This window comes from Streptomyces sp. 891-h (assembly GCF_022760275.1).
Lineage (GTDB): Bacteria > Actinomycetota > Actinomycetes > Streptomycetales > Streptomycetaceae > Streptomyces > Streptomyces spirodelae.
In genome coordinates, this window is sequence record NZ_CP050693.1 from 1,246,080 (window position 1) to 1,261,607 (window position 15,528).

At 70.7% G+C, this 15,528-nt stretch carries 12 protein-coding genes; 2 read left to right on the plus strand and 10 right to left on the minus strand.

Translation table 11 applies throughout. From position 1 onward, the window contains the following. Positions 1 to 19: 19 nt before the first annotated feature. The 5 genes from HC362_RS05550 to HC362_RS34875 all read right to left on the minus strand — a co-directional run bounded on the left by HC362_RS05550 (position 20) and on the right by HC362_RS34875 (position 9,529). Positions 20 to 286, minus strand: coding sequence for a WXG100 family type VII secretion target (locus HC362_RS05550; RefSeq protein WP_209265974.1), 267 nt, complete (start codon positions 284 to 286; stop codon positions 20 to 22). Positions 287 to 451: 165 nt separating this feature from the next. Then, positions 452 to 2,533 (minus strand): PQQ-binding-like beta-propeller repeat protein, encoded by a 2,082-nt coding sequence (locus HC362_RS05555; protein WP_243082755.1) that lies wholly within the window; start codon positions 2,531 to 2,533, stop codon positions 452 to 454. Between the two features lie 33 nt (positions 2,534 to 2,566). Continuing rightward, the gene (locus HC362_RS05560) at positions 2,567 to 4,744 is read right to left on the minus strand and encodes a serine/threonine-protein kinase (protein WP_243082756.1); all 2,178 of its coding nucleotides are present in this window, start codon (positions 4,742 to 4,744) and stop codon (positions 2,567 to 2,569) included. Between the two features lie 4 nt (positions 4,745 to 4,748). Beyond that, on the minus strand, positions 4,749 to 6,944 hold the full coding sequence (locus HC362_RS05565) for a PQQ-binding-like beta-propeller repeat protein (RefSeq protein ID WP_243082758.1): 2,196 nt from the start codon (positions 6,942 to 6,944) through the stop codon (positions 4,749 to 4,751). Positions 6,945 to 7,006: 62 nt separating this feature from the next. Further along, positions 7,007 to 9,529, minus strand: a complete 2,523-nt coding sequence (locus tag HC362_RS34875) for a PQQ-binding-like beta-propeller repeat protein (protein ID WP_279240067.1) — start codon at positions 9,527 to 9,529, stop codon at positions 7,007 to 7,009. A gap of 204 nt (positions 9,530 to 9,733) precedes the next feature. On the opposite strand from HC362_RS34875, the gene HC362_RS05575 reads away from it, so the two are divergent. Then, positions 9,734 to 10,171, plus strand: a complete 438-nt coding sequence (locus HC362_RS05575; RefSeq protein ID WP_243082759.1) for an SPW repeat protein — start codon at positions 9,734 to 9,736, stop codon at positions 10,169 to 10,171. Positions 10,172 to 10,442: 271 nt separating this feature from the next. Continuing rightward, positions 10,443 to 11,546, plus strand: a complete 1,104-nt coding sequence (locus tag HC362_RS05580) for a YihY/virulence factor BrkB family protein (protein ID WP_243082761.1) — start codon at positions 10,443 to 10,445, stop codon at positions 11,544 to 11,546. A 16-nt stretch (positions 11,547 to 11,562) separates the two neighbouring features. Here HC362_RS05580 and HC362_RS05585 read toward each other — a convergent pair whose 3' ends face one another. The 5 genes from HC362_RS05585 to HC362_RS05605 form a co-directional block, all read right to left on the minus strand. Continuing rightward, the gene (locus HC362_RS05585) at positions 11,563 to 11,997 is read right to left on the minus strand and encodes a hypothetical protein (protein ID WP_243082763.1); all 435 of its coding nucleotides are present in this window, start codon (positions 11,995 to 11,997) and stop codon (positions 11,563 to 11,565) included. 301 nt (positions 11,998 to 12,298) lie between these two features. Further along, positions 12,299 to 12,505, minus strand: coding sequence for a hypothetical protein (locus tag HC362_RS05590; RefSeq protein WP_243082765.1), 207 nt, complete (start codon positions 12,503 to 12,505; stop codon positions 12,299 to 12,301). Between the two features lie 26 nt (positions 12,506 to 12,531). Next, complete coding sequence (locus HC362_RS05595; RefSeq protein ID WP_243082767.1) at positions 12,532 to 13,134, minus strand: DUF5947 family protein; 603 nt, start codon at positions 13,132 to 13,134, stop codon at positions 12,532 to 12,534. After that, the gene (locus HC362_RS05600) at positions 13,131 to 13,676 is read right to left on the minus strand and encodes a NifU family protein (protein WP_243082769.1); all 546 of its coding nucleotides are present in this window, start codon (positions 13,674 to 13,676) and stop codon (positions 13,131 to 13,133) included. Before HC362_RS05600 ends, HC362_RS05595 begins: the two co-directional genes overlap by 4 nt. Next, complete coding sequence (locus HC362_RS05605; RefSeq protein WP_243082770.1) at positions 13,669 to 15,495, minus strand: nickel-dependent hydrogenase large subunit; 1,827 nt, start codon at positions 15,493 to 15,495, stop codon at positions 13,669 to 13,671. The genes HC362_RS05600 and HC362_RS05605 overlap by 8 nt, the downstream gene beginning before the upstream one ends. Positions 15,496 to 15,528 lie beyond the last annotated feature (33 nt).

A 15,528-nucleotide genomic window follows, 5' to 3' on the forward strand; every position in this document is an offset into this window, starting at 1 on the left:
AACCAGTCTCGCGGTGGGTTCAGTTGGTGGCGTGGTCGATGTTGTCCGCGTTGGTCCGCGCGGCGGTGCCCGCCTCCCGCAGCGTCTCCACGAACTTGTCGAACGTCGGCTTCAGGCCCTCCCACTCGCTGCGGAACTGCTGCGCCTTACCACCGGTCCAGTACCCTCCGCTGTCGTTGCAGGCGCTCTGCAGGCTGGTGATCAGCCCCTGGAGCGTGTTCGCGTCACCGTCGAACTTCCCCGCGAGCTCCCGCAGGCGCTCAAGGTCGGCACCGTTCATTCCCATCAGGAAACCCTCCCCGTTATCCGGCTTTGGCACGTCTTGCAGCACGGTAGCCCAAGTCCTCGCTGCGCTGGGCCCATTCGTGTCACAGGGCGTCAACAGCCCTGTATCGCCGTACGGAGCAGATCTCGGCGCCCGCCGAGTGCGGTTCTGATCACCGATGTGCGGTCAGACCACCGGCATGGCGGTGAGGGTCTCGCCCTGGAGGAGGAAGACGCGGTTGCCCGCCGCGGCCGACCGCCAGGGACCGGCCGCGCCCTGCACAAAGGTCCACGCCTGGGCGCCCTTGCGCGTGTCCACGGCGACGATGCCGTCGGTGCCGTCCTCGTGCATGGCCACCCACGCCGTGCCACGCTGGACGGTCGGCGGGTCCTTGGGGAGCGTCGTGGTGTTGAGCGTCACCGTCCACTTGCTCGCGCCGTCCGACGTGGCACGGGCCTCCACATCGGCCCCGCTCGCCGCGTAGAGCACCTCGCCGTCGAGGGCGGGTGCACCCCATCCCGTGTCCCCTGGAGCCGGTTCGGTCCACTTCTCGGAGCCGTCGGCGAGGTCGAGTGCGGTGAGGCTGCGGCCGCCGAGGTGGACGACGCCCTTGGCGATCGCGGGAACCAGGGCCGAGCCCTCGGCGCTCTGCCGACGCGGCCCCCACACCGTACGGCCGTTCGCCGTGTCGACGCCGACGACCTTGCCGTCCGAGCCGTGGATCACCAGCCGCCCCTTCGCCACCGCAGCGCGCGCGGGGTGCTCGGCCGTGGAGCGGACCGGGAGCCGCACCGTCCAGGTGGGCCGGTGCGAGGTGAGGCCGACTGCGCGCAGCTTGCCGCCCTTGGTGACGAGGTAGACCGCGTCCGTGTCGGCCGCCAGCAGGGTCACCGCCTCGGCGGGCGCCGTCCAGCGGTCCTTGCCGTCCGCACCGATCCCGAAAACATCACCGGTCGACGTGGTGACGAGTACGGTGGGCCGCTCCCCGGGCGCGGCGAGCAGCCCTCCGTCGTCCGCCACGGAGACGTCGTCCTTCCAACGGCGCCGGCCGTCGCGCACGTCGTACGCGTGCAGTCCCCCGCCCTTCGCCGCGACGACCACCACATCGCGCACCGGCAGCGGCACCGGACCCCCGTCGCGGGCCACCGTGCGAGGACCCCACAACGGGTTCGGCGGCTTGCCGCTCTTGTAGTCGGACAGCGGCTCGGCGTCCCACTCGTGCGCCCCGTTCCGCCCGCCGCTCTCCTCGCCGCCGAGCCAGTACCAGGCACCGCCGCCACCGGCTGCCAGCAGCGCGCCGCCGCCCGCGAGAGCGGTGAGCAGCCGCCGCCGCGAGGGGCCGCCCCGCGCCTCCCCCGGGTTGGTCCCGGCCCCATCGGTGGGCAGCGCCGTCAACCGCTTGGCGGCACGCTCCCGTTCGGCGATGTCCTCGGCGAGCGGGCCCTTGCGCCACACCCGCTCCGCGCCTCGGGGCGGCGCGAGCTCCTGCCCCAGCCTGTCCGGCACCGGCCGCCGTCCGGCCTCCTTGTCCAGACAGGACGCCACCAGCGGCAGCAGACCCGGCGGCAGCCCGCCCAACCGGGGCTGCCCGTGCACGACCTCGTACTGCGCGGCCGCCACATGCTCCCCGGTGAAGGCCCGCTCGCCCGTCGCCGCGAAGGCGAGCACGGCGCCGAGCGCGAACACGTCGGCCGCCGGCCCCACACGCTGCCCCAGCACCTGCTCGGGCGGCCCGTACCCGGGCGTGACCGGCACCTGCCCGGTGGTGGTCAGCGTCAGCCCGTGCTCCGGCCGGGCGATACCGAAGTCGATCACGCGGGGCCCGCCGGACGTCAGCACGATGTTCGACGGCTTCAGATCCCGGTGCACCAGGCCCGCCGCGTGGATGTCGTACAGCGTCCGCGCCAGCACAGCGCCGAGCGCCCGCACCGCCGCCTCCGCCAGCCGGCCGTGCCGCTCCACGGCTTCCTCCAGGGTGGGCCCGGCCAGGAACTCGGTGGCGATCCACGGCCGCCCGCCCTCGGTCTGCGCCCCCAGCACCCGCGCCACGCCCTTGCTCCGCACGGCACTCGCCGCCTGCGCCTCCCGCACGAACCGCTGCGCCATCCCCGCGTCGTACGCCAACTCGGGCCGCAACACCTTCAGCGCCGCCGCCCTCCCCCCACCGTCCCGCCCCAGATACACCTTCCCCATCCCCCCGACCCCAAGAACCCCGACCAGCCGATACGGCCCAAGACGAAGAGGATCACCGGTGCCAAGGGGGTTCATTGCGTACTCCACGGAAGTTTCTGTCACTTGGGATCACTTGAGGGGGAGGGCGAAGACCCGCTTGTCGGTGGCGACCACGAGTTGGTGGGAGTCGGGGTGTGTCAGCAGGTTCGGAGGGTCCAACGCCTTGTCCGGGTCGATGTAGACCCATTTCACCGCGCGCGTCTTCAGATCGAAGGCGGTGACCAGTCGAGAACCCCTGGAGGGGAAGTACAGATACTGGTCCCCGGAGACAGGTACGGCATCGGGCGGAACTTCCACGGCCCAGCCGGCTTCGGCCTCCCAGCGCAGCTTTCCCGTGCGTGCGTCCAAGGCGACTACACCGGTTCCCGGCTCCAAGGTGTAGACGATGCCCTTCTTGTAAAGGGGCGTGCCGTAGTACGGCTTGCTCTTCTGGCCCGGTGGGGCCTGCAGTGACCGCCCTTCACCGAAGCGCCATAGCGTCTTTCCGTCCGAGACCCGGAGCGCGAAGATCTCGTCCAGGCCGAGATAGATGTGGCCCTCAGGGTCAACGCCGACGGACGAGCCCGCGTCCATCAGCGAATCGAATTTTCTCGACCAGGTCACCTTCCCTTTCCCCATGTCGATTGCCCAGATTCTTCCGATGTCGTCGACCAGGATCAGCGTGTCCCGCACCGCTGCCGCGACTTTCGCTCCCATCTCCGTCTTGTCGCGCCACCGGACCTTTCCGGTCTCCGCGTCCAGGGCGACGAGATGCCTCTTCAGCGTGTCGTCGGGACCGTGTTTCGGCTTGCCCTGTACGACGACGGTTCCCTTGTATGCACCAATCAGGATCGGACCGTGAACATTGAGATCCCGCAGTTCAAGGTCGTTCAAATCGGCGACCCGCTCGCCGAATGCGGCAGTTTTTGCGTCCACACGGTGGAGGATGAGCTTGTTGCTCACGCCGTAGAAACGTCCGCGGTCGGTGACGAGGGGTTCGTCCTGTACGTTCCTGTTGGTGCCTGCGTCCTCCCCCTCCATATCGACGGTGGTGAGGCGGCCGTCCATGACAACGGCTACGTAGTTCCCCGTCAGCACCGACTGCAGAGATGGGGACTCCCCGTCGAATCGACGCTGCCAGTTGGGCTTGGGCGCGGTTGCGGGCCCCTTCCCAGAAGGAGGCGAGGGGGCTTTCTTGGCTGCGGGAGCGTCGTCGGGCCGGAAGAGCGCCCACGCACCGCCGGTCGCTGCCGCAGCGGCGAGCGTCGCGCCACCGCCCAGAATCAGCGCCCGCCGCCGTGTCAGGTGGAGGCGGCCGGCGCTCCGCACCGCTTCCGGCCGCGCGGGCGCGGCGTCCCCGAACGACGGGGCGGGCAGGCGGGGCGGGGGAACCTCCCACGCCACGCCGCAGCGCCGCAGAATCTCCGCGAGCACCGGGTCGGGGAGGGAGTCCTCGAATTTCCCGGCGCCGCCACCCAGTTGTCGGCCGAATTCTTGAACAGTCGGCCGCTCCAGCGGGTCCTTGGCCAGGCAACGCTCCAGCACACCCACCAGTTCGTCGGGCACTTGGGAGAGATCCGGCTGGCTGTACCTGACCCGGTAGAGCAGGTCGGCGGTCTGGCCGGTCCCGAACGGGCCGTGGCCGCTGGAGGCGAAGACCAGAACGCCGGCGAGGGCGAAGACGTCACCGGCTGGGGTGTGTTCCTGGCCGGTGGCCTGTTCCGGCGACATGAAGGCGGGCGTGCCCGCTGCCGCTCCGGTCCTGGTGAGCCGGTCGTCACCGGCAGCCCGCGCAATGCCGAAGTCGATGACCTTGGGGCCCTGCGCCGTGATGAGAATGTTGGAAGGCTTCAGGTCACGGTGGACGACGTGCGAACCGTGCAGTTGGGCAAGCGCGCCGCACAACCGGGCGCCGATCGCCCGGGTGGCCGCTTCCGGCAGCGGTCCGCACACGGTCACGAGGTCGTCCAGCGGAAGCCCGAGCACGTATTCGGTCGCCATCCACGGCGTCTCGGCCAGAGCGTCCGCATCGACGACCTCGGCTCCATGGTGCCCCCCGATGACCCGGGCAGCGTCGACTTCCAGTTGGAACCGGGCGCGGAACTCCCGCTGGGCGGCGAATTCGCGGTGCATCGTCTTGAGGGCCACGGTGCGCCCACGCGGGGACCTGCCGAGATAGACGGTTCCCATGCCGCCACTGCCCAGCCTGGCGATCAGCCGGTAGCGGCCAAGGGCTTGCGGGTCGTCGTGTACGAGAGGAGAGAGCACGCGATCAGTCCACCGGGAGCGCGTAGATGCTGTCGTGGTTATCGATGATCGCAACACCTTCGGCACTGACCACCGCGTTGCCCGGAAGACCGGACAACTCCCGGGTACCGGCCGTGGCAAGCCGCCACCGAAGTGAGCCGTCCTGGGGGTCGAGAGCGTCGATCTCAGCCGGACCGGTCCGCAGCAGGGTGCGGCCGGAGGCGGTGAGTGTCATTCCGCCGAGGGCGCGGCCCTCGACTTCGGGATTCTCGCGCGGCCGTTTCCATTTTACCTTGCCGGTCCGGATATCCACCGCGTAGGTCGTCAACTTCCTGTCGGCAGCATAGAGAACACCGTTCCGCACAGCCGACGAGTCGTCCACTCCTCCCTCGACCGGGACCGTCCAACGTTCCTTTCCGCTGGTCAGACTCATCGACCTGAGACCGTTCACGATTCCGGCAATGAGGGTGTTGTCTTCTCGGGGAATCACAAGATCGGCAGTCTCGATGCCGAGATCCTGATACTCCCTCTTCCACTTCCGTCGGCCGCTTTTCCGGTCCAGGGCGATGTAGGTGAAATGCTCTTCCGCCGCACCGAGGCCTGTGTTGGCTATCAGCAGTTCAGAACGCAGCAACGCCGGCCCGGCGGCCCCTTCCGCAGGTTGTGTCGCGGTCTCGACGTAGTCCGACGGCAACGGTGCATGCCATAGCTTCTTTCGCTTTCGAAGGCTGTAAGCAACGACGGCCATCTTCACCCCGTCGTCCGCGCCGTAATCCTCCGTGAGGAACCACACCACCTCATCTGCCCCGGCAAGCAGGAGGGACATCTGGTTGGACGACTCGACCGCTGAGTACTTCTTCTCACGCCACTTGATCCGCCCTGTGCGTGCGGAGAGCAGGAGGAACTCGCCGTCTGGGCCTCCGGCCACCACAATGTTCCCGCCTCCGGCGTCCAGCAGCCGGGACGGCAGCACATCGTCGCGTGACCAGAGCTTCTTCCCCCGGTGGACGTCGATCCCGAGGATTCCCTTCTTGTGACTTGTGATCAGGGTCCGTCCACTGAGCAGGGGAAGCTGGCCGGTGGGGTCGCGTTCGGGAAGAGGGAAGCGCCACAGCGGAGCGGGTGCCACGCCACGGGGTGGCCCGGGCACGCGCTCGCGGCGCTCCGGGGCGAACAGCCGCCAGGCGGCCACCCCGCCCGTACCGACCGCCAGCCCGGCGGTCGCCGAAGCCGCGGTCACCAGCAGCGCGCGGCGCGACGGGGTGGACGCCGAGAACCGGGCGCCGGATGAGGGCCGAGAGGGTGCTGCCGCAGCCGTCTCCGTTGCGTCCTGGTCGCCCGCTCGGCCAACTACCCGCTCCCCCACTGGAGCTTGTGCCGGTGGTGCGGATGTCGGCGGGGCGGGCAGCCGGGAGGCCTGCGCATCGAGAGCGGCGACGACTCGCGGGGGAAGCTCACCCCCGCTGCCCGGCGCCGCCCCGCGCAGCACCTGCAACAACTCCTCCGCTCGTGGCCGTTGAGCCGGATCCGCTGCCAGGCAGCGGGCCAGTACGCCGTCGGGATCCGGCGAGGTGCCGTTACCGGAGGGGCCCGCCTGGGTGGCGAAGGTCAGGACGGAGGCCAGTGCGTAGATGTCACCGGGGGGTTGCGGGCGGGTGCCTGGGCGCTGTTCGGGCGGGAGGCTCGGTTCGTCGACGCCGGGGACGACCGGCCGCTCGGTCCCCTCGACCGCTGCCGCCCGCACCAGGCCGTAGCCGGTGAGGAGGGCTCCCTGGTGGGTGACGAGGACCGACTGGGGCGAGATGCCCGCGTGGACCAGGCCCTGCGTGTGGGCGCGCAGTACGGCCTCGGCCAGCAGCACGCCGAAGTTCCACACCACCGGTGCCGGAAGCGGATCTCCGTGAGCGGCCAGCGCGGCGGTCAGGGGAAGGGCGGGGAAGCAGTCGTAAGCGACCCACGGGACACTCGCTCGCGCCGACGAGACCTGCCGGACCGGAGCCGTACCCCGGCCGGTGAGCCGCCGCGAGTTGTTGGCCTCGGACCAGAAACGCAGCCGGTAGCCGGGGTCGTCGGCCCACGTCTTGTCCGGCGCCATCACGACGGACGGCGCGCCGTCGGGCCCCACTGCCAGCCAGCGGTTCACCCCGCTGCTCCCCGGGTCGAGGCATTCGACAACGCGGTACTCGCCCACGTCGAGGGTCGGCTGGCGGGACGTCTCCATCTGGCTTTCTCCGGAGGCCGGCGTCGGTGCGGTCGGGTTCGGCATGTCCTGGCAGAGCAACCTCAGTCGAGCGGCAGGGCGTAGGCGCTACGACCGCTGACGACCAGCGCGTACTGGTCGCTGAGCACGACTCGGCGCCGCTGCAGCACGCTGCCCGACTTGCCGCCCGGGAGGTCCGTGAAGCGCCAGAGCAAGGTGCCGTTACGGGTTTCGTACGCGTCGACCTCCACGTCCCCCGCGGAGACCAGCACCTTCCCGTCCGGGGTGACGGCCGTGTCCGGAGTGCTGTCGCGGTCGGCTTGTTCCAGGTCGAACTCGGCCTCGGATCGCCAGGTGACCTTGCCCGTCCGCGCATCGATCCGGTAGGCCCCGTAGGCGCTGTCGGCGACGTAGACCGCGCCCTTGTGGGAGGTGGGAACGCCGAAGAAATCAGCGGCCTGGTCGTTGGTGTCAGCCGCCTTGACCTTCCACTGCTCCTTGCCGTCGGACTCCCCCAACTCGTACCCGTGCAACCTGCCCTTGTCCGCCGCCACGAGCGTGGCCGGGGCAGCCACCGTGGTGAACTGGCCCGCTCGCACGGACTTGTAGGTGCGCGCCCAGGTCTTGTCACCGGTCCTGCGGTTGAACGCGGTGAAGCGTTTGGGCTCGCCCTTCTTCGCCGTCACCACCACGAGGGCGTCGGGGAGCAGGTGACTCTCCTCGTAGTCGGTGGGGAGGGGGGCGCTCCACAGTTCGCGGTCCTTGGCCAGGTCGTAGGCGGCGACGGTGCGGTCGTCGGGGGTGGCGGAGGAGTGGCCGTCGCCGACGACGAGCCAGATGACGTTCCCATGGGCGGCGAGGACCCTCACGTAGGGGCGTCGGCCGCTCTTGCGGTAGCGCTTGGAGCGCCACTTGACCTCGCCGTCGCGGGGGTCGAGCGCCAGCAGATCGTCGGAGCCGGCGAGGAGGACCAGGCCGTTGCCGAGGGGCCAGGCCTGGCCGGAGGGTGAGGTCTTCGCGCGGCGCCACAGTTCCTCGCCGGTGCGTATGTCGATGCCGGTCGCTGCGGTTCCGTCGGCGAGGAGGGCGACCTTGTCCTGCCACAGGAGCGGGAGGAACTTCTTCGCGGGCTCGGAGAAGTCGTACCGCCACTTCGGGGTCGGTGGCGCGCCCTTGAGACGTTTGTCGGACTTGCGCTTGCTCGCCAGTCGCTCCGCCGTGGAGAGGGTGGGCGGCTCCTCGGTGGTCGCCGTCCAGGCGACCGAGCCGCCGACGGCGACACCGGCGGCGCCGGAGCCCACGGCGGTGAGCAGGGAGCGGCGGGAGAGGGCACTCGCGCGGCCGGACCGGGATCGCGGCGCGGCGGCCCTGTCAGCGGGAGTGGCCTGTACGCCGTCGAGGGACGCGCCGCCGTCGAGTTGGGTCGGCACCGGCGCGGGGGTGGGGGTTGCGGCAGGGGCGGGGGTGGTGCCCAGGGCGGGGGCCAGGTCCTCTTCGGTCTCGGCCGCGAGGACGGCCGCAGCCTGTACGGCGAGGGCCGCGCTCACTCTCCTGGGCAGCCACCCCGGTATCAGCAGACCCGCGGCACGGCCGGTGCCGCTGTCCAGCACCGTGCCGCCGTTCGGGCCCGCCCCGCCACTCGGCACCGCGCCACTCGGCGCCGCGCCCCCGTCCAGCACCGTGGCGCCCGGGCCGGGGCCCGGGCCGAGGCCGGGGTCGGGGCCGGGGTCCGGCAGGGGTGGTCCCGTCGGACCCGTCTGTCCCGTCGCTCCCGTCGGACCCGTCTGTCGCGTCGCTCCCGCCGGTCCGTCCGCTCCGCTCGCGTCCGTGACGCGGTGCGGCAGCCGGCGCAGGAACTCCTCTGCCGACGGGCGGTCCGACGGGTCGGCGGCCAGGCACGCGTCGAGGAGTTCCGTCAGCTGGACGGGGAGGGAGCCGGCAGCCTCGGCCGGTGCGCTCCCCTGTGGGCGTCCCAACAGGGCGTAGTGGAGCACCGCCGCGAGCGCGTAGAGGTCCCCCAGTGGGCGGGGGCGGCCGCCGGTGGTCTGCTCGGGGGCCAGGAAGGGGTGCGGCGTACGGGGTTCGCCGTCCGGCGCTGTGACGCGGGCGGTGCCGTAGCCGGTGAGGCGGGGGCCGTCGGCGGTCAGCAGGACCGCGTCGGCCGTGACGCCCGCGTGGGCGGTTCCGCCCGCGTGCAGTTGGGCCAGCGCTTCCCCGAGCGCGGTACCGATGGCGAGCACGGTGCGGGGCGGCAGCGGCCCATGGGTCTCGACGACCGTGGGCAGCGGCAGTGCGGGGCGGTACGGCGACGCGCACCAGACCGGCGCCGCCTCGCTTCCGCCGACCTCGGTGACCGGCAGCAGCCAGGGGTGGCCGGCCGTGAGCCGCTGAGCGGCCAGGGCCTCGGTCCTGAAGCGGTGCTGGTAGACGGAGTCGTCCGCGTACTGTGCCGGCACTGTGCTGACGAGAGCTGTCCGGTCCCCGCCAGGTGTGAGGCCGAGGAACCTGCGGCCGGCGGGGCGGATCTCGGCCCCCGCGGGGTCCAGTCGACCGACCAGTGCATACGGACCGAGCCGCCGCGGATCGTCCTGGCGTAGCGGTTCCATTCCCTCCCCTATGGATGACGCAGGGAGGGAGCCTACGCCAACCGCGTTCTGTCGGCCACAGAGAGTACTCGGCTATGACCACTACAGGGGCGTGTGGTATAAATCACATGAGATGAGGTGATTTATCCGTTCCTCTGGTCACTCGGGGTAGGTGGTGGACGGTCCCCCGTTCGCCGCAGGCGCTCCCAAGGAAGGAGGACGACCATGGCAGTGCCTACCACCGGCAGCACCATCGAGCACCACCCCGACCTGGTGGAGATGCGTGCCCGGTACGAGAGGGCAGGGTCCACGCCGACCGCTCAGCTCGTGGAGGGGCTGAGCTTCCTCACCGGTCTCTACATCGCGATCTCCCCGTGGGTAGCCGGCTTCGACTCGGCGACCCGCCTGACGGTGAGCAACCTCATCGTGGGGCTCGCCTTCGCCGTGCTCGCTCTGGGCTTCGGTTCGGCTTACGAGCGGACGCACCTGCTGGGTTGGACCGCGCCGCTGCTCGGAGTCTGGGTCATCATCTCCCAGTGGGTGATCGACGGCGCTTCGACCTCGGGCGAGATCATCGCCAACAATGTGGCCGCGGGAGGTGTGGCAGCACTTTGCGGACTCGCGGTCATGGGGCTGGCGGTCATGGGCAAACGGAAGACATGACACCCAGCGCCTGACACGCGAACGGAAGACAGCGCGCGCGGAACCTGCCGCGCGTACCGACGGGCGGGCGGCCTGCGAGAGACCGCACCGCCCGTTTCGTATGTCTGGGCCGAGCCCCGCCCGCTGAGCCCATGAGTCCCGGCGGCCGCCGGATGGCCTTCAGCGGGTGCGGGCCGGTGCGTGCTGCGGTTGGCTGGGGGTGACGGCTCGGACAGGGGCCGGACGGGGCACGGGCCGGGGCACGGACAGTCGAGGAGGCATCCGACGGGCCATGGGCACGAGCACGGCGCGGCGGATGGACGCCTTTCAGCAGCGGCACCGCTGGGCGGGTCTGCCCCTCGCCGTCGTCTACAAGATCTTCGACGACCAGGCCCTCTACCTCGTCGCGCTGCTCACGTACTACACCTTCCTGTCGATCTTCCCCGTGCTGCTGCTGTTCGTCTCGGGGCTCGGCTTCTTCCTGGAGGACAACCCGGGCCTCCAGCAGCGGTTGCTGGACTCGGTGCTCGGTGAGTTCCCGGTGCTCGGGGACCAGCTCCGGGGCCGTATCCACGCGTTCCGCAGCAACGGCATCGCCCTCGCGGTCGGTGTCATGGGAAGCCTCTACGGCAGCCTGGGGGCCGCGCAGGCCGCGCAGTACACGCTCAACAAGGTGTGGGCGGTGCCCAGGTACAAGCGGCACGACCCCTTCAAGTCGCGGCTGAAGGGGATGCTGTTCCTGATGACGGTGGCGTGCGGGCTGACCGTGACGCTGCTGCTGTCGGTGGCGACCTCGGAGTCCAGGGCGTTCGGCGCCGACCTGGGCACCGGACTCCGCGCGACGATCACAGTGGTGGCCGTGGCCGTCAATGCCGGGCTGCTGCTGGCCACCTACAGCTTCCTCACCCACCATCAGGTGGCGCTGCGGCGGCTGTGGGCGGAATCGCTGGGCGGCGCCTGCGCGTGGCAGGTCCTGCAGTGGGCCGGTGGGTACTACGCCACCAATGTGCTGCGCGGGGCGAGCTCGACGTACGGGATGTTCGGCATCGTGCTGGGGCTGCTCGGCTGGATCTACCTGGGCGCGTTGATCTTCGTGGTGGCGGCCGAGGTGAGCGTGGTACGGGCGCACCGGCTGTGGCCCCGCAGTCTGCTGACGCCGTTCACCGACCGGGTGTGGCTGAGCTGGGCCGACCGGAAGGCCTACACCTCGTACGCCACCACGGAGACGTTCAAGGGGTTCGAGACCGTCTCGGTGGAGTTCCACCAGCGGCCGCCCGCGGGCGCCCCACCCCCTGAGGATCCGCCCGACGACCCGTCCAGGGCGGACGACGGGGACGGCGCACCCCCGCGAAAGCCCCCGGGCGGGCCGTGGAAGGAGCCGCCGCCCGGGGGTTGAGCCCTACCGCTGAGCCCTACCTGGGATGGCGGGACCCGGAGCCGAAGCCGACCATCCGCCAGATCCGGATCTCGCGTGCCAGGCCGGGCAGTTCCCGCAGGAGGATGGCCAGGCCGAGGGTGGCGAACACGGCGAGCTGGCCGACGAGTACGCGCCTGGCCCGGCACGAGCCCCCGCTTGCGGCATGCCGGGCCGACTTCGAGGTCGCGCCACGGATCGGCAGCGACGGACGCGACACCGGCATGACGGGACGCCGTACCGGCGCGGTGAACCGCCGCGCCGAAGCGGTAAGCCGCTGTGCCGACGCGGGCAGACGCCGCGCCGATGCGGACAGCTCCTGCGCCGACGCGGTGAGCCGCTGTGCCGACGCGGGCAGGCCCCGCGCCGACGCCGGCAAGCCCCGCGTCAGCGTGGACAGACCCTTGGACGGCACCGGAAGGCGTCGGGACAACGCCGGCAGGCCCCTCGGCACCGCCGAGCGGCGTCGGGACAACACAGACAAGCCCCCCGGCGTCGCCGGGAGACGACGGGCCAGCGCAGACAGGCCCCCGGACAGCGCCGGGAGGCCGCTGGGCGGCGCCGAGCGGCGTCCGGACAACGCCGACAGGCCCCCAGGCGGCGCGGGAAGGCGCCGGGCCAGCACAGACAGGCCTCCGGGCAGCGCCGTACGGCGGTGCCCGGACGGCATCGGGAGACGCCAGGACGGCGTACTGGGACGTCGGAACGGGAGGCGTCGCTGCATGGTGCGCTCCTCAGCCGGGCGAGATGTTGGGCATGATCTTCATGATGGAGTTGTGCTTCTTCCAGTGGATGCCGGTCGAGCGCCGGGCATCCGCCGTGCCGTCCTTGTGGTGGCCCGGCTGGCGGTTGTAGAGGCCCTTGTTGCCCTGGTGCAGCCCCCGGACATGGGTGGGGGTGTCCGGCTTCACCTGGGGCTTTCCGATGCGGATTCGGCCCATGGTGTCCTCCTGTTCGTCAGCGTCCTTCACTGTTCGGCCAGTTCGGCGAAGAAGCGGTCGAGTTCGGGCCACACCCGGCTGCCGCCGGAGAGGCCACGCCACTCCCGCCGTACGACGGCCACCATGCGGAAGCAGTCGTCGACCGGAACGATCCAGTGCTGTTCGCGGCCCCGGACCGTGTTGACGAGCAGCGCCTCGACGTCGGCCGCCAGGGTGGCCAGTTCGGGGCACTGCGCGACGGTCTCCCGCCACGCCGCGGGCTCGATCTCCCAGCGGGTCGGCCCCGCGGGGCTGGGGTAGTGGGCGCGGACGCCGCCGTCGGCGCGCGGTACGAAGAAGGCGAGCCCGACCGGGACCCCCAGCGGCGCGGTCGGGACCGGGTCCAGGCGTCGGCGCCGCCGCGGGATCAGCAGATAGTGGCCCTCGCTGGCGGCGTCCCGTGTGAACAGCAGCGAGCACGCCCGGCAGGCACACAGCACCTGGTCGGCCGTGGTGTCCAGCAGATGGCGGTGCTCCTCGGGCACCAGGTCGGCGCACAGCTCGCAGCGTTCGGCGTCCTGGGGCAGAGCGTGGTCCCCGGTCCGGTCGGCGGCCTCGCGGATGACGCGGGCGAGAGCGCCGGAGGTCATGCCGGCCTCGCGGCCGGTGCGGCGGCGGGCAGCAGCGACTCCAGCGGTACGAAGGCGGAGGCCGCCCGTTCCGCCACCCGGCGCACGTCGGAGAGTTCGGGCGCCGCTGCCAGCACGGCCTCGCGCACGGCCTCCTCCAAGCCGGACGAGGAGCCGCCGCAGCCCTTGGTGGTGAGCCGGACGGAGGCCACCGAACCTTCGATGCCGACGAGTTCGACGGTGGCGCCGCGGCGGCGGAGGACCTCGGCGATCCGGTCGACGGCGGCGGCGACGCGGCGCTCGACCGGCTCCGGGTGCAGTCCGTGCAGGACGAGAAGGTGGTCGAGCAGTTGGTCGCCGGTCAGCCGGGCTGTCACGTCGGGACCGGCGAGGTCGCGAACCCGCGCCAGCGCCTCGCCGTAGAGCTCCGTCAGCCCGCGTACGGCCTCACGGGCCGCGTCGGCGGTCGGTCCTGCCACCTGCTCGACGCGTTCGAGGAGTGAGTCGAGACGGACCAGGCGCGCTTCGACCTCCGCGTCCGCCAGCCGGGACGGTTCACCCATGGCCCGCTCCCGTACCGGCGCCCGCGCCCGCGCCCGCGCCGAACATCGGCGAGTGCGTCTGCTGCAACTCCTTGCCTTTGCCGAGGTACATATGCACGCCGCAGGGCAGGCAGGGGTCGAAGCTGCGGACGGTGCGCATGATGTCGACGCCCTTGAAGTCGTCCGGGCCGTTCTCCTCGAAGATCGGCTGGCCCTGTACGGCGTCCTCGTACGGTCCCAGGTTGCCGAAGTTGTCCTGGGGGCTGGCGTTCCAGGGGGTGGGCGGGTACGGGTGGTAGTTGGCGATCTTCTTGTCCTTGATCACCAGATGGTGCGACAGGACGCCGCGCACCGCCTCGTGGAAGCCGCAGCCGATCGCCTCGTCGGGCAGCTCGAAGTCGTTGAAGATCTTGGTGTCGCCCGCGCGCACCAGGTTCAGTGCCCGCTCCACGAAGTCGAAGGCCATGGCGGCGGAGTAGGCGATGAAGTAGGGCCGGGCCCGGTCGCGCTCCAGCGTGTTCGACCACTTGGGGATCTTCCACTCCAGGGTCGTCTCCGGCAGCTGCGCGCTCTTCGGGAGGGTGATCCGCACGCTGTGCCCGGTGGCCTTGACGTAGTCGGTCTCCACCAGCCCGTTGAGCGCCGTCGACCACAGCCGGGCCAGCGGGCCACCGCCGGTGTCCAGCGCGAGGTGGTCGCCGGTGCGCTTGTCGAACCAGCGGGGGCTCATGACCCAGCTGTACTTGTCGTCGAAGTTCCGCTTCTGCGGAGCGGGGACGGTGGTCTGGTTCCAGGGGTGGCGCATGTCCACGGGGTTGCCCAGCGGGTCGTGGGTGACGAACGGCTCCTCGTTCACCCAGTCCTCGTAGTAGGAGCTGCCCAGCAGAATGCGCATACCGAGGTTGATGTCGACCAGGTTGTTGGTGACCAGTTCGCCGTCGACGATGATGCCCGGGGTGACGTACATCGCCTTGCCCCAGGTGCCCATGTTCTCGTAGCGGTAGTCGCAGCTGGCGTAGTCCTGCCAGGCGCCCCAGCAGCCGAGCATGATCCGGCGGCGGCCCACCTCCTCGTAGCCGGGCAGCGCCTCGTAGAAGAAGTCGAAGACGTCGTCGTTCATGACGACGGACTTCTTGACGAAGTCGAGGACCTTCATCAGCCGGCTGAGGTAGTCGGTGAAGGTGGTGGGCTCGGGCATGGTGCCCACGCCGCCCGGATACATGGTCGAGGGGTGGACGTGGCGGCCCTCCATCTTGCAGAACATCTCGCGCGTGATGCGGCTGACCTGCAGCGCCTCCTTGTAGACCGCCCCCTCGAACGGGTTGAAGGCGCGCATGATGTCAGCGATGGTGCGGAAGCCGTGGATGTTCCCGTGAGGCGCCGGGGTCTTCTCCGCCTTGGCCAGGACGCCGGGGTTGGTGGCCTTGACCATGGCCTCGCAGAAGTCGACGAAGACCAAGTTGTCCTGGAAGATGGTGTGGTCGAACATGTACTCGGCGGCCTCGCCGAGGTTGGTGATGTGCTCGGCGAGCGGCGGCGGCTTGACCCCGTAGGCCATCTGCTGTGCGTAGTTGGAGCAGGTGGTGTGGTTGTCACCGCAGATGCCGCAGATACGGCTGGTGATGAAGCCGGCGTCCCGCGGGTCCTTCCCCCTCATGAACACCGAGTAGCCCCGGAAGAGCGACGAGGTGCTGCGGCACTCGGTCACCTCGCGGTTGGCGAAGTCGACCTTCGTATAGATGCCGAGATTGCCGATGATCCGGGTGATCGGGTCCCAGGACATGTCGACCACTTGCGGGGTCTTGCGCCCTGCCTCGGGCCGGGCCGCCGTTGCCGTCATCTCAGTCCTTACCTCGTCGGTCGCGCCTCGTCG